The organism is Undibacterium sp. MH2W (assembly GCF_049340215.1).
GTDB lineage: Bacteria > Pseudomonadota > Gammaproteobacteria > Burkholderiales > Burkholderiaceae_D > Undibacterium.
In genome coordinates this window covers 751265-766771 of record NZ_JBMPPA010000001.1, presented here as the reverse complement: position 1 = coordinate 766771, position 15507 = coordinate 751265, and the positions used below count along the sequence as shown (strand labels likewise).

General features: G+C 48.4%; 9 protein-coding genes. 1 reads left to right on the top strand and 8 read right to left on the bottom strand.

What is annotated here, in order from left to right; genetic code table 11:
• The 8 genes from bcsA to ACO0K2_RS03185 form a co-directional block, all read right to left on the bottom strand.
• Positions 1-2160, bottom strand: coding sequence for a UDP-forming cellulose synthase catalytic subunit (gene bcsA, locus ACO0K2_RS03220; RefSeq protein WP_423015669.1), 2160 nt, complete (start codon positions 2158-2160; stop codon positions 1-3).
• Complete coding sequence (bcsQ, locus tag ACO0K2_RS03215) at positions 2160-2927, bottom strand: cellulose biosynthesis protein BcsQ (protein WP_423015667.1); 768 nt, start codon at positions 2925-2927, stop codon at positions 2160-2162. Before bcsQ (ACO0K2_RS03215) ends, bcsA begins: the two co-directional genes overlap by 1 nt.
• On the bottom strand, positions 2924-3577 hold the full coding sequence (bcsP, locus tag ACO0K2_RS03210; protein ID WP_423015665.1) for a cellulose biosynthesis protein BcsP: 654 nt from the start codon (positions 3575-3577) through the stop codon (positions 2924-2926). The genes bcsQ (ACO0K2_RS03215) and bcsP overlap by 4 nt, the downstream gene beginning before the upstream one ends.
• A 47-nt stretch (positions 3578-3624) precedes the next feature.
• Complete coding sequence (gene bcsD / locus ACO0K2_RS03205) at positions 3625-4116, bottom strand: cellulose biosynthesis protein BcsD (RefSeq protein WP_423015663.1); 492 nt, start codon at positions 4114-4116, stop codon at positions 3625-3627.
• Positions 4117-4784: 668 nt separating this feature from the next.
• Positions 4785-5546: a cellulose biosynthesis protein BcsQ gene (bcsQ, locus tag ACO0K2_RS03200; RefSeq protein ID WP_423015661.1), complete on the bottom strand. Its 762-nt coding sequence runs from the start codon at positions 5544-5546 to the stop codon at positions 4785-4787.
• Positions 5547-5697: 151 nt separating this feature from the next.
• Positions 5698-7158 (bottom strand): metalloprotease TldD, encoded by a 1461-nt coding sequence (gene tldD / locus ACO0K2_RS03195; protein ID WP_423015659.1) that lies wholly within the window; start codon positions 7156-7158, stop codon positions 5698-5700.
• A gap of 304 nt (positions 7159-7462) precedes the next feature.
• Positions 7463-8272, bottom strand: coding sequence for a carbon-nitrogen hydrolase family protein (locus ACO0K2_RS03190; RefSeq protein WP_423015657.1), 810 nt, complete (start codon positions 8270-8272; stop codon positions 7463-7465).
• Entirely contained in the window at positions 8272-12501 is a 4230-nt protein-coding gene (locus tag ACO0K2_RS03185; RefSeq protein ID WP_423015655.1) for a YhdP family protein, read from the bottom strand. Before ACO0K2_RS03185 ends, ACO0K2_RS03190 begins: the two co-directional genes overlap by 1 nt.
• Before the next feature lie 230 nt (positions 12502-12731).
• Between ACO0K2_RS03185 and glnE the strand changes: the two genes are divergently transcribed.
• Positions 12732-15476 (top strand): bifunctional [glutamate--ammonia ligase]-adenylyl-L-tyrosine phosphorylase/[glutamate--ammonia-ligase] adenylyltransferase, encoded by a 2745-nt coding sequence (glnE, locus tag ACO0K2_RS03180; protein ID WP_423015653.1) that lies wholly within the window; start codon positions 12732-12734, stop codon positions 15474-15476.
• Positions 15477-15507: the final 31 nt, after the last annotated feature.

Sequence of the window (15507 nt, the reverse complement as noted above, 5' to 3'; positions counted from 1 at the left end):
CTACGACCTCTTCTCCCATTGTTGCCTTAGGCCATCACCAAACCTGACGAAACCCTGGAGGCTATGAGAAGCAATTTCTTTCAAACCATTTAAAGGATGATCAATATCCCGACTATCAGACCAGTTCAGCCAAACGTCGGCGCGTCCCACGGTACAACTAATTAACTCTTTTTCTTGCTGGAGATTTAATGCTAAAAACTGTACGCTTAATACGCTCTTTTTCGAGAAAATGACTCTCGATGGAAATAAACACTCACCGTTTGTACCGTACAACGACACCATGAGTTCTTCGCCTTTTTGCATCGAAAATCCGTCAGGCACTTTCAACGACATTCCACCCATTGAAAAATCTTCCGTCTGACAAACAATCGAATGGCCATTAGGTAAGCGTAATGTCGCGTTTAATATTGCTCTCACACGATGTGTACGGCGAACTTGCTTCGCTTCAGTCGCCACTGCCAAAGTCGCGCCCAAAATAACCAGGTTATAAATCGTCCACAGCATGTTCAGGATCACCGTATCAAGCTCAAACGTATTCCACCAAATCGCTCGCCCGATGCCGATCAAAAATCCCAATACATTGAGTGCCAGCATCACCAGATAGGGTTTAGAAATCACCCAGTCAAAATGCTCTTCCTGAACAAGACCACCTTTGGCCGTCACGTTAAAGGTACCCGCTTTCGGGTTCACTAATGCGACGAGCGTAGGACGGAAAATGTACCAAGCAAGTGTGGCTTCATACACTTCAGCCCAAAAAGAATGCCGATGTGCACCTTGAATTCGAGAGTTGGTTAAGTTGGCATGTAATAAATGCGGTAAGGAATAGGCCGCGATCGATAAAGCAGATGCCTTGATAATATGTACTTCAAAAAATAAGTACGAAATTGGCGCCAGCAAAAAGACCATACGCGGCAAGCCATAAAAGAAATGCAGCATCGCATTACTGTAGCAAAGGCGCTGACCAAAACTCAGCCCCTTGCCCAATAAGGGATTATCGACCCGAAAAATCTGCGCCATCCCACGCGCCCATCGGATACGTTGCCCAACGTGTGCCGACAAACTTTCCGTTGCCAATCCCGCCGCCTGAGGCAAAGAGAGATAGGCCGTGTTATACCCCAAACGTTGCATCTTTAGTGCGGTATGTGCATCTTCTGTGACCGTCTCGACCGCAATACCTTCAATTTCATCAAGACAAGTGCGACGCAAAATTGCGCATGAGCCGCAGAAAAACGTTGCATTCCAAAGATCATTCCCATCTTGGATCAACCCGTAAAAGAGTTCACCCTCATTGGGTACATTGCGGAATGTTTGCAAGTTACGCTCAAATGGATCAGGCGACAAAAAATGGTGGGGCGTCTGAATCATTGCCAGTTTCGGATCCACCAAAAACCAGCCCATGGTGTATTGCAAAAATGATCGTGTTGGCATGTGATCGCAATCAAAAATCGCAACGAATTCACCATTCGTCCGTTTGAGTGCCGCATTAATGTTACCGGCTTTGGCGTGGCGGTTATCGCTACGTGTAAAGCACTGAACACCGATTTCTCGAGCAAATTCAGCAAATTCAGGACGCCTACCGTCATCGAGAATGACGATATTTAATTTATCACGCGGCCAATCGATCCCCATCGCTGCCATCACAGTCGGCTTCACAACGCTCAAATCTTCGTTGTACGTTGGAATAAATAAATCAATCGTCGGCCATGTTGATGTATCGGCAGGCATCATGACTGGCTTACGTTTGAGTGGCCATGCCGTTTGCAAATATCCGAGCAACAAGACCAGCCACGCGTAGATTTCGGCACCAACCAACACAAGCGCAAAAAACAAATCAAAGATGTTCGTTGTATCGATCGTGTAATTAATACGCCAATAAATATAACGACTCGTCGCACATACCGAGAACATCACCATAATTAAGGAGACGAGCGTGCCGGTATAACGACGAATAAATAATGCGGTAGAAAAGATCGCCACAGAAAAGAATGTCTGTAAAGGCAAATCCATCGGTACGCTAATCGCGGTCCAATAGAGTAATCCCGCAACAATCGTGGCTATTGTTCTTGGAAGCTTAAGCTCCCAACCTGGCCAGTTGACTAACGACAGTCCTAGCTCGTTGAGCCGACCGTACACATAGCGAGAATTTAATATTGAACGCATTAGTCAACCAGTCCAAAGTTTTGTTGTATCCAGTTTGACAAATACTGAACGTCGTGTGTCGCCGAGCTGTATTGCGCATAATAAGAAACAGGTGATTGACATGCGAGCGCCTCACTGACCGCTTCGTCACGGTGTATCGCGGATGGCACAAATCGTGATCCTAGTTGTGCACGCAACATCCCGAACACATCACGATTTAACTGTTTCGAGGCATCCATCTGATTTAACACGTAACAATGTCCCAGAAAATCCCGACGATCTTTGGTGTAATGTGCAATTAAAGATTCAATCGCCGGCACAGTCGAATACGAGGCAGCATCAGGCTTGAGGATAACGATACCGATATTGGCAATCCGTAATACTTGCTGTAAATAGATCCCTGGTCCTGGTGGCGTATCAATAAGCACCACGTCCGTCTCACCGAGACCAAGAGAATTCAAGTGCATCAACAGCCAGTCTGGGTTCGCTTTGATCGCCTGCTCGAACCGATCTCGTTGACGCTCGTTGACAATCCCATAGGGTAAAAAATCAACGCCGTAACGGCTCTCCATTAATGCATATTGCCATTGGTTGTTTGGCAGGTTCTCTGACGCTATCCCAAGGGGATCGTCGTGCGCCATCCCGAAATGCAAGCGAAGTGCATTTTGAGGATCGAGATCAACAACAGTCACTTTGCCACCAAGCCGCTGTAAAGAAACAGCAAGGTTCGCAGTCACAGTCGTTTTACCCACCCCTCCTTTGGGAGAAATTACTGCGACAACCCTCATGACCTAAAAATTTTCTTGAAAAACGAGTTAACTGGCGACTCACTCGCCGCCTGTGGTTTCTTTTGATCAACCAATCGCTGAAAGACATCCGTGACAGACTTCGACTTCGTCGATGCAGGAACACCCTGGGGTGCTACTACCGACGATGGCTCAGTCAAGTTCATTGGCTGCTGAGGTGTTGGCGACACTGGCTGGGCAGCAAATGCTCCTGGCGTTATTCCACTCACATCAGTGCGAGATACGTCCGTAAAGAGCGGTGACGTTACCCGGTTCTCTGCAGATTGCGCGACAGCCGGATAAAGCTGCTGATCTGGTTTCTCCCACCCAACGGTCGTGGACAAGTTTGCAGCAAATGGGCCTGGTGCCGCTGGCACCCTTGCCTCGCTTGCCGCCGGCACTGGTGGTTGGTGTTTTAAGAATGGAGACGCTGCTTTTGGCGTAGCCATTCCTGCCTCAGGGGTGGCGGCGGGCGCAATTGATTGTGGATCGGCGTCATGACTGAAATGAGCAGGCACTTCAGAGACCCTGATATCACGTAGTAACGGCCAACGCTGTTTCGCTTGCTCGCTGTCGAGATCACGATTCACCTCGCGATAAGCACTTGTTGACTGTCCAAATTTTTGAAAAAGGTTCTTTACGTCATCATCCATCATTGTCACCAGTTCTTTTCAATTTCTCATTACGTCGTAGATACCGATTAGCGACGTGTGAAATAAGACGGTTCTTCAACTTGCTTTTTCAACTCATAAACAAATAACTGCCCATCCTCGAGAGCGGTGCCACGTTGGGTTAAGCGCAATGTTTTATCCATGCCCAACCCTTCAAACCACTGAGAATAAATTCCTTCTAGAAGCGCAGGTGACCATGTCAGCGCGTCTTCACCAAAAGCGACCTTTAACGGAGACGCATGATGCACGACTAACAAACAATCGACTTCTTCACCAATTTCAACCCAGCCCCAGTTCAATTCAGACCACACGCGGTTCATGCCGTCTTCTAATGCGATGAGACTGCTGCCGTCACCGATCGAAAAGCTAGCCGCCATCGTTCTACCCATCTGGTGCATAAAGGCCCGAAGATCTTTGACGTCGCCTTTGGATGCAAATTCAGTCGAAAATGCTCTCAGGAATGCTTTCCATTGGAGCGAGCATTGCTGAGCTTCGTAATAACTGACATTTTTTATCGACATGGTTGCGCGATTCCCTGTATCAATTCTGTGGTGAAAAACATACTGATGAACAAAACTAATTTAGTTGTCACTCTATCATTCCAACTTATTGAAAGTATACCTACCCTCATTGAAGAAATGTTAATCATTTATAAAAAGTAACAGTTTGTAATAAAAATAGTGCTCACGTGCATTTTTAAAGTAAATTTCGTACTAAGATCATACTTTTGAGAAACAAATTCTTTATTTTTCGAAATACATCTCAGTCATGCGCAGCATGAGCGCTCATCCCGTAGTTTGACGGTTTAATACGGTAAAGAAAATCATCATTCGATCATTTTCTTACTAACATGTGCATTTAAACATCGATTGTCAACTAAATGACTATTTAATTACCAAATTAATAAATCATTTTCGTCTTTGTGGCAACCTACAAGGCAATCGACTCTGGTCAAAAAAAGAAGCAAAAATGACACGAATTTGCTGACAACCGAGACTGCATTACTCTCGCCATATCCCCTCGTAGATAGCTGAATACAGTCAGCGAGCAACGTTTTTTTGTTAACGTCAGCATAAGCAAAAAATTCAACAAATGCTCTAAAAAGATAAATAATGTGACGATAATTTTCAATTGCTTAACAGAATGATCGTGTCATCAGGTGTTCGGACAGAGAGTAAGCGTTGGAGAATCACGTTCCGATGCGAGGCAAAAGCCAATTTGCGACCGCGCGCAGCGATGTAGCGGCAGGATTTTCGGGTTGATAGGACAACAGAGGTCTCTCGCAAGCAAGTGCTTCCTCAACGGCGGGGTTTTCCGGTACAACGAAAGGAACCATACGCGTGCCAAGTCGTTCGGCAAACAAGGTAGTCACATCCTTTGCCAGTTGATGATTGGTGCCTTGATTAATAATAAAAGCAGAGTCCATCCGCTTATGTGCGTCTCGACCATATGAGGCAATTAATGTCTCAATTTCGGGCAGCGTTGCGTACGAGGCAGCGTCCGCGAGCATCACGACGAGCAATAGCTGTGCCGCATTGACTGCTTGTTTGAGATAAACGGAAGGCCCCGGAGGCGTATCTAAAATAACAACGGTATCGTGCCTCAACTGCGCACTTTTCAACACCTGCAACAACCAGCCTTCTTGCTCCTCCAACACTGCCTCAAACCGGATACGATTTGACTCGCCGCCATTTCCGTAGGGTGTAAAGCTAACGCCGTAGGGGCTAAGGTGTGATACCTCAGCCAAACCCATCCGTTGAGTGCTTAATGCACTAATCCCTTTGCAGTCATTCTGATTCAATCCGCCTAAATGCCACTGCATGGCATTTTGAGGATCAAGGTCAACAACCAGCACAGGACGCCCTGTCAACGCAATCGCGGCAGCTAGATTTGCCGATATCGTAGTTTTGCCTACACCACCTTTAGCGGAAACAACGGCGATTACAAACATGGGAGATTTCCAAAATCAAAATGAATAACAATAATGCACGTATCCTTCGTTTCGATACTGAGGCACATCAAGAAGCGTGACAAATTTTTCCGTCAACCAGATGCAGACACGTGCAGTAGCATTTCCTCAGCGGTAGGGATCAAGCCCGCTCTCAAGCAGTACCGCCAACAGTCAGCCCCTCGATGCGCAAACTTGGTTGACCAACACCTACCGGCAAACTCTGGCCCTCTTTGCCGCAGACACCAATACCAGAATCGAGTCTTAAATCATTACCGATCATCGAGACGTGATTGAGCACTTCGGGTCCGTTGCCGATGAGCGTCGCGCCTTTGACGGGGTAACTGATTTTGCCATTCTCGATCATATACGCTTCACTTGCCGAAAACACAAATTTACCGTTAGTGATGTCCACTTGTCCACCACCAAAATTGACGGCGTAGAGTCCGTTTTTAACCGATGCCAAAATTTCTTCAGGATCTTTATCTCCAGCGAGCATGTAAGTATTGGTCATCCGAGGCATTGGCAAATGTGCGAAAGATTCACGTCGGGCATTCCCTGTGACGTTCATTTTCATCAGTCGCGCATTCATCGTATCTTGCATGTAGCCCTTGAGAATACCGTCCTCGATTAAGGTGCTGCATTGCGTTGAATTGCCTTCATCATCGATATTCAGTGATCCGCGACGGTTCTGCATCGTGCCATCATCGACCACAGTGACGCCTTTCGCTGCCACACGCTCGCCGATACGACCAGAAAAAGTACTGGAGCCTTTGCGATTAAAATCTCCTTCGAGTCCATGTCCAATCGCTTCATGCAGCAGCACGCCCGGCCAACCAGGGCCAAGTACCACCGTCATAGGACCCGCAGGGGCTGGTCGCGCATCCAGATTCACTAGGGCAGACTTGACCGCCTCATCGGCATATTGCTCAAGCAACGCATCAGTGAAATAGGCATAATCATACCGACCGCCACCGCCACTCGAACCGGTTTCGCGGCGACCATTTTGTTCAGCGATGACAGTAACGGAAATGCGCACTAAAGGACGGATGTCCGCTGCAATCAAGCCATCACTACGAGCAACCAATACGACGTCATATTCGCCTGCCAGACCAGCCATCACCTGAACGATTCGCGGATCTTTGGCACGTGCAATTTTCTCAATCCGTTCCAGCAATAACACTTTTTGATTGGCATCGAGCGAATGCAGGGGGTCATCCCGTAAATAGAGGTTGCGACCATTGCTCGGTTGAAAAGCAGAGGCAACTTTGATCTTGCCTTTGCCTTGCGTTGCAATAGTACGGGTCGCTTTCGCGGCATCAAACAAGGCCTTTTCAGAAATCTCATCTGAATAGGCAAACGCTGTTTTATCGCCAGAAATGGCGCGTACACCGACACCCTGATCAATCGAAAAACTACCGGTTTTAACGATACCTTCTTCTAAACTCCAGCCCTCGCTGCGGGTGAATTGAAAATACAAATCGGCATAATCGACCTTGTGCGTGAACATCGAGCCCAGCACTTTCGACAAATGATGCTCATCCAAACCAAAAGGCGTCAACAAGACATCACGGGCAATCGCCAGGTGGCTCAGAGAGGGATCATAGAGAATCATAGACACTAACCAATACTAAAAATATTTAACGCATTATATAAAAATGAAGCTCATCAGAGCCAGTCTACCTTGTATAGCGACTTACTGCATCATGATCACTTGATCATCCACATTCATCGAACAAAAAGACAACCCAGGCAAAAAACGATTTGCACTTGATTTCATCCCCGAGGAGTAAGAAAACGGAGCCAAAAACAAGTCGCCATCCGACGCGCCGCTTAGTATTATTTTTACAACACTCGTCGGAGTGACAATGAAGCACTAGTCAAGAGAAGTCTTGAATCGCCTCAGTGCATGAGACGTTTCAACCAAGGGATGAGGTTAATTTACGATGTTGCAATGCTGGCAGACTCGTTCTGACATTCTCGATGAATTGTAAATCGATATCACCACAGACCACACCCTCCCCTTCGGCAACCTCATCAATCACCTTGCCCCAAGGATCAATCAGCATACTATGTCCCCAGGTACGACGTCCGTTGACATGTTTTCCGCCTTGTGCAGACGCGAGGATATAGCAATGGTTTTCGATGGCCCGTGCACGAAGCAGAATCTCCCAATGTGCCTCTCCAGTGGTGTACGTGAAAGCAGAGGGGACGACAATGAGATTGCATTGCCCCATCGCGCGAAACAGTTCTGGAAACCTCAAGTCATAGCAAATTGCCAACCCGACGCGCCCCGCGGCTGTCTCAACCACCACGACCTGATCTCCTGCGCTGATCGTTCGAGACTCTTCGTACGACTCATCGCCCTTCCGAAAACCAAACAGATGCATTTTATCGTAGCGCCCACTGGTCTTTCCATCCGCCTGATACACGAGGGTCGTGTTGAGTACCTTCCCCTCGACATCAGAAATCAATGGAATACTGCCGCCAATTATGGTCACGCCCAGGGTTTGTGCCATGTCAGACAAAAATGATTGCAACTGACCATGACCGGGTTGTTCTGCAATCGCAAGCTTATCTGTTTCGTTCATCCCCATTAAAGGCCAATATTCTGGAAGCAATAAGAGTTGCGCCCCTTGCTGTGCAGCGGCCTGAAGCAGACGCTTAGCCGTCGCCATATTTTCGTGGACATCGGGGGTAGAAACCATTTGAATTGCTGCGACTTTCATTATTCACCTTTCTTTGTTTGTCCCTGACGCATGGCGTTGGCTGCATCAATTGCTTGCTGGTGATCAATCTTGGTCACCAAAGGTGCTGACCACGGACCACTGACGGCATATTCAAATGTGAAGGCGCGCGCTAATGGTTCGCGTAGAAACAATTGTGCAAGAAATGTTCCAACGCCGATCACCGGATTGACCGCCAAGCCATACACAACGGACGCCGCACCCGCATTCACGATGGGAATGACAACGACCTGCATTTGCTGCGTCTCATGGGCAATATCGGCCGTTCCTCCTAGCAACACAGTCGCGCTGACGCCACGCATTTTCAGATTATCAGTTTTTGCCGTCCCCTGCTCAATCAGGGCTGTACCTGTGATCGCGTCAAATGCAAATCCTTCCGAAAACACATCCCGAAAATCCAAGGTCAAACGGCGCGGCAACGCCTGCATACTCAACACGCCAAGCAATTTAGCCGCACCAGGATCGACTTTCAAAAACTGCCCAGCGGCAAGATCTAACTCAATCTTCCCGCCCAAACTCGGAATATCGATATCGTAGGGAAGACCATGCCATTGCAAGCTACCGCTTAATTTGCCCCGACCACCTCGCATGACATTGGCGAATCCCAGCCTGTCTAAGAGTTGACCGGTATTCATCAACTCCAGCGCATAATCAAGCTGCGTCGTTCCCACACCCTCTCGGCTCGTCCATTTCCCGCTCGCTTTGAGCTCGGCATCGGGATTTTTTAATATGACCTTACCGAGCATCCATTCGCTGACGCCAGCATTCATTTGATTACTGGCAGCCAATTCGAGATAGCCCATTTTCTTATTGAAAAGCTCAAAATTTTCAACAACGATATCAAGGCCCGGCATTTGCATTCCTGTCGCCTTACCCGTCAATAAATCATTGACATCTGAGGCCGCCGACTGCGGAATAGTGAGCTGGCTTAACCGTGCAGTGACGTTACCCATCTCTTTGCCAGGCGTGCCTTCATTCCAATTCACATGACCTGAAATTTGTTTGGCATCGATATTTGCCTGCCACGTTGCATTGCGATGAGACAAGCCAAGTACCACATTGTCTAACTGCTTTTCAACGATGTGCAACTCACCCGTGCGCACCGCGATGGTATCGGCACTCACATACGGACTCAGATCAAAGGTCGATGTATTACTAGCATTCCCTCCTGCCGACGGCGTCCCGCCGGTCGAGTTGAACAAAGCACGCCATTCATCCACATTCAAGACTTTGGTCTCAATATTGGCCGACAGCCCCTTGTCTGGCTCTGGCGCGGGAACATTGACGCCAATGCCGCCTGACAACACCCGCCAGTCGCTATCACTATCGACATTTTTTTGTCGCCGATATCGGGCACGTAACATGGAGCCAAGTTGAATTTTCAGATCATCCTGAATGAATTTCGACGAATCTACTCCGCTGTTAATCACTGGAAGTAATTCAATCCGCAAAGGTTGTAGCTCATTGCTCGTTTTCTTCAGCGGCGCAGGGAAATTCATCGCCAAGCCTTGCAACGCCGATTCAATGGTGATTTCTGGTCGCTGCTGACGAACCGCAATCAGTGCTGAATAGCGAGTAGCGCCAGTGAGCTTATCACTCAGATGCGGTCTTACATTAGTAGGTAAATAATCGACAAGACCCGTTCCGGTTGCTGTCCCGTCAAGACGAATTCGAATACTGTTATCACGCTGACTGCCACCACTGATCACGACCGGGCCACCGAGGGCGTTGGCTTTCAGCATATCAATGCTGACACCACGCTCATTGAATTCCAGTTTGCCATTGACCGATTTTAATAATGGGATATCGGGCTGGAGTTGCACATCGTTGTTTGCGAATTGCAACGTACCGGATACTTTGGCGTCAATGCTGTGCTGCAACGGCAACTGTAACTTGAGTCGCAATCCAGAATTGGCAGTTGCTTTGGTGTCCTTTAAAAAGTGTCCCAGCCAATTGTCGACGGGACTCGCAGCCACATAAGACAACATCGTTTGCAGGTTCGTATTCACGCTGCCATCGATCGTCAGTAGCGGATTATGGCTTAATAAATCAGGGATGATGGCCTTGACGTCGCGGAGGTCTGCCCCCTGCGTTTTCGCCGTTTTCCCGTCGATTTCCATCCGATTGCGATCGAAAACGAAAGTACCTTTGATATTTTCAATGAAAGGCCACAGCGGGGCATTACCGGAATCGGACAACGCGCCCGCTGTAAAGTCCAGCTTGGCATCAATCAGATTACCTTTGACGATGAATTCGCCTTTGCTCCGCGCCTTGGTGTCGTTCGAGGAAAAGGGGAAATAAGCAAGATCACCTTTAATCCGCGCAGTCACGTGGTCGGCCGTACCGGAAAGAATGCCCTTCACTAACCAGTTTCGGAGGTTGATCTCCGTATCAGCAGGAATGTAACGATCCAGTTCTTTGAGGTCAAAACCGGTGATTTGCGCAGTGATATCTGCCTCGCCCGGTTGAGAAGTCGATGACTTGAGCAGTGGCAGGATATGCTTACCAGAAAGACTCAGGTGCATTTTGTCTTGCTGCGCTTCCATCTTTGCGACATGAAAAATGAGTTGATCACCCGGCGCAAACCGCCAATCCGCGTCCATTTGCAAGCGATTAAATGGCATCAACGGATCAACAAAATAACCACTCAAGTTCAAGGTCAAGTCGCTAGAGTCGAGGATAAAACGCCCCCCTTTGTCACTGGCATCGAGGCTACCGGATAAATGGTTAAATCCTGGGATGGCTGGAACCGCCGCCTTCGCTGGTGTCGTTGCTGTTTTTGGGTGTCCGAGCTGGGCTGGCTGAGCGAGCATTGACAGATTAGTGAACAATCCTTTGACTTTGTACGCAGCGATATTGGGATAAGTCCCCTGCCACGTAGCGGTGAACTCCTTTAGCTGTCCAGAAGGCGAAAAATCAGCGAGCATCTCTCGTTGATCCTGTGGCAAAGGAAGATGTGAAGCAAAATTAGCAAGTACTTGTAAATCAAGGTATTTGGCATAAAGTTCAACACTCTCTGGCTGACCTTTTTCTCCTGGCGTGAAGCTCTCTGTGATCGTTGTAGCGGGCAACAAAGAACCATCGCGCGCTAGCATCGAGAAACCACTGACGGAAATAGTATGACCAGCCTTACCAAAAATAGAAGGTAGATATTTTTTTCCTAGATCGACTTTTTCCGTCAAGGATACGCGACCGCGTATCTCCGTCATATCAAGCTCTGAGCCGTTATCAGGAAACTTACCCTGCACATCCGCGACACGCAGATCGGTGGTGAAGTCGGCGATCCGACCGGCATCTAAGTGCAACCATGACCGCACTGAGCCAAATCCCTTATCGATCTGCAAGGGATAATCGATATACGCTTTGAGTGCATGTAAATCCGCTTGGCGAAGATCGGCATAAAGCTCCCCGCTCCAAACGCCAATATCGGTCAATCTTTTTGCAAATGCCTTATGCTGAAAATCGCCTCGGATATCGAGCGGTGCAGCGATGGATGCTTGGGGTGTCGCATGCAAAGCAAACTGATGATGGCGCCACCTGTTCTGAAGCACAAAATTCAACTGACGTAGGTCCAGCTCAGGTGCACCAAGAAGGTGATCATTCCATCGCACGGCACCATCACGAATACTAATCTGGCGCTGCGCTAATAACCAATCAAGTCCTTTGCTATCGGCACGATTTCCACTTTTTGTGTCGATCAAAAATCCTGCAACATAAACTTTCCCAGCGGTATCACGAACGATATCAAGATCAGGTCGAATCAGTTCAATCGACTCAAAACGAAGATCAACGACAGCAACTGATAACCAAGATAGCGTTGCGTTCACCTCTGGCAAGGTCAATGCAGGCTGCCCCGACGTGTCGAGCAAAACGACGTTTTTTAATGCAAGACGGGGATTGAGCGCATGCCAAGACGCCTCCAACGATGCAATATGTAATTGACGCCCTACGGCTTTACCAATGGCTTGTTCAATTTCCGGCTTATAGTCTGCAACATGAGGAAGCACAACATAACGGAGAATCAATACGACACAGCAAAAAAGGACGTAGACAGCGAACAACAGACGCAAAAACACCATCATGCTTTTATGGCAAGCACGAGTCGTATGTGCAAAGATTCGTCGCATCTTCCCCCAACCGCGTACATCAGCAACGGGTGGGTTTGCATGCGGATCAGGCTCAGACGCTGAGTGAGCGATCTCTGATGTCATTCCGGGCAGTAGCTATTGACTGCAGTAACAATGGTCAAAGTCACTGAACGATCCCTTATTTTCAACTTACTCCCCTATGACATGTACGTGTTAAAACCAGCAAATAAAAACGTCTCTGCAGTATATAAAAACCACCTGACATTTTCGTCGATTCTTTCAGAAATGCAACACCAGTCACCGTGAGATGACTTAAAATTAAAACAAAACTTTTCAACGTGACCAATGGCGCCATGACAACGACCTTATCCCGCCCTGCTGCCCCACTTGAGGCCTCTCGTTTTTTACAACGTTGGCTTGCGGCAAGCCCGGAACGAGAGGCAACATTGAATGAGATCTCGAGATTATCCTTGAGCCCAGCCATTTTTGCTCAAATTTTACAAAAAGAGATTCAAAGCGGCGCCACACTCAACAAAGCAATGCGCCGTCTACGCAACCTAGTGATCTGTACACTGATTAAACGGGATCTGGAACATCACGCTGATTTAAACGAAGTTATAACAACAATCAGCGAATTTGCAGACTTTGTGATCCAAAATCACTTGCGAGAATTGCATACAGAACTCACGGCTTTGTACGGAACACCGATTGGCGATGAGAGTGGTACCGCGCAGGAAATGATCGTTTTAGGGATGGGAAAGCTCGGAGGACATGAGCTCAATGTCTCATCTGACATCGATTTGATTTTTTGTTATGCCGAAGATGGTGAAACAAAAACGACCAATGCCACACAACGAAGCCTATCCAATCACGAATTTTTTAATCGACTTGGCAAAAAACTCATCGCTGCGATCTCTGAAATCACGGAGGATGGATTTAGCTTTCGAGTCGATATGGCACTACGTCCGAACGGGAATTCAGGTCCCTTAGTGGCCAGTTTTGGCATGGTTGAAGAATACTTTCTGATTCAGGGGCGGGAGTGGGAACGTTATGCTTGGGTCAAAGCGCGCGCAATTACTGGCACACCGAACGATATTGCAGCGCTCGATAAAATAATTCGGCCCTTTGTGTATCGTCGCTACCTCGATTATGGTGCCATCGACTCGTTACGCTCAATGCATGCACAAATCAGAGCGGAAGTCGTGCGGCAAGAAACGAAACATCCTGAGCGCAGCAACAACGTCAAACTTGGGCGCGGCGGGATTCGCGAGGTCGAGTTTCTCGCACAAGTATTCCAATTGATACGTGGGGGTCGAGAAGCGAGTTTACGAGACCGGTCAACGCGTAACACCCTCACCACACTCGCCGAAAAAGGCATACTCGAGCCATCCATTGTTGAGCAACTACTCGCGTCTTATACCTTCCTACGCAACCTCGAACATCGATTGCAATATCTGGATGATGCACAAACGCATACCTTCCCCGTGCACCATGAAGACCAGTTAAAAATCGCGCACATGATGGAATGTGCCGATGTCCCGGCGCTATTGGCACAATTACACCCGCACCGCACCTTTGTCGCGGAACAGTTTGATGCCATGTTTAAAGACAAGGCCAATAGTAGTGACGAAGCAGAACAGGATCTACTGGCTGCCAATCTTGCCAGTACTGACAATGATGACTTACTCGCAACCCAGTTGAGTAAAGCCGGCTTCTCCGATCCAATCAGCGCGGCACGCCGACTGACCGCAACCTGGAATTCCAGCAAAATCCAAGCCCTATCAGAATCAAGCAAACAAAAACTAGTTGCCTTGGTCAACAGCGCATTAACGCTCATCGCCAGCCAAGAAACCGACCATCTGGTGTGTTGGAATCGCTTGCTTGATTTCATGGAAGCCATTGCACGTCGCTCTGCCTACTTGTCCCTTCTCACCGAATATCCGCATGCCTTGGTGCGTATCGTCCGAATGATGGGTGCTAGTGAGTGGGCGGCGATCTTTCTGACCAGGCATCCTATTTTGCTGGATGAGTTACTGGACGAATCCTCGCTACACCAACGCCCCGACTGGGCCGCATTTAAACGCGACCTTGAACATCAGCTAGCGCAACATGCTGGTGACACCGAACGACAAATGGAAGTGCTGCGCGAACTTCATCATGCCATGCAATTCCGTCTACTTGCGCAGGATCTGGAAGGACAATTGAGTGTCGAGCATCTTGCTGATGAACTCTCGCAGCTCGCTGATCACATTGTCGCCGCCACCGTACAGGCCGTATGGGAAACGATCGCCAATCGTCATCGTCCAGTGCCGCAGTTTGCAGTGATCGCTTACGGAAAACTGGGCGGAAAAGAGTTAGGCTACGCGTCGGATCTGGATGTTATCTTCTTATACGATGATGACGATCAGGAAGCCCCCGCTCTGTACGCCAAACTCGCACAGCGCTTTATCACCTGGATGACCTGCCATACGCCTGCAGGCATTTTGTTTGATATTGACATCGCGCTGCGGCCAGATGGCGCAAGCGGCTTGTTGGTGTCATCGGTGAACTCCTTTGCTAAATACCAAGAAAAATCTGCTTGGCTCTGGGAACATCAAGCACTGACACGCGCCCGCTACTGCGCTGGCGACAGTCGTATCGGAGAACGTTTCGAGCAGATCCGAGATCAGGTTCTACGACAAGTGCGCGATGTGAATACCTTGTCCCATGAGATTTTATCGATGCGTAAAAAAATGCATGATGCGCATATCAATCGCACGACGCTATTTGATCTGAAACATGATGCAGGAGGAATGATCGATATTGAATTCATGGTGCAACATCTGGTCTTGCGCTATGCCCACCAATATCCCCAACTCACCGCCAATAGTGGCAACATCGCCTTATTAAAACGGTGTGGCGAGTTAGGATTGATTGATGCAGATCTTGCTGCACGCACGGCAACCGCCTACCGGTGGTTCCGTAAGCTGCAACATAGTATCCGCTTGCAAGGTGAAGAGCGGGCACGCATTGCCCATACAAAGATCGCTGAAGAAGCTGCGGCGACACGCGCGTTATGGCTAACCCTCTTTCCGGAAGAGGAATCCTCAGAACATTGAATCACCAACAACGCACCAACAAAAAAACCGG

Coding starts and splice junctions, on each gene's coding strand:
- bcsA (WP_423015669.1), bottom strand. CDS start 2,160: ATGCGTTCAATATTAAATTCTCGCTATGTGTACGGTCGGCTCAACGAG.
- bcsQ (WP_423015667.1), bottom strand. CDS start 2,927: ATGAGGGTTGTCGCAGTAATTTCTCCCAAAGGAGGGGTGGGTAAAACG.
- bcsP (WP_423015665.1), bottom strand. CDS start 3,577: ATGGATGATGACGTAAAGAACCTTTTTCAAAAATTTGGACAGTCAACA.
- bcsD (WP_423015663.1), bottom strand. CDS start 4,116: ATGTCGATAAAAAATGTCAGTTATTACGAAGCTCAGCAATGCTCGCTC.
- bcsQ (WP_423015661.1), bottom strand. CDS start 5,546: ATGTTTGTAATCGCCGTTGTTTCCGCTAAAGGTGGTGTAGGCAAAACT.
- tldD (WP_423015659.1), bottom strand. CDS start 7,158: ATGATTCTCTATGATCCCTCTCTGAGCCACCTGGCGATTGCCCGTGAT.
- ACO0K2_RS03190 (WP_423015657.1), bottom strand. CDS start 8,272: ATGAAAGTCGCAGCAATTCAAATGGTTTCTACCCCCGATGTCCACGAA.
- ACO0K2_RS03185 (WP_423015655.1), bottom strand. CDS start 12,501: ATGACATCAGAGATCGCTCACTCAGCGTCTGAGCCTGATCCGCATGCA.
- glnE (WP_423015653.1), top strand. CDS start 12,732: ATGACAACGACCTTATCCCGCCCTGCTGCCCCACTTGAGGCCTCTCGT.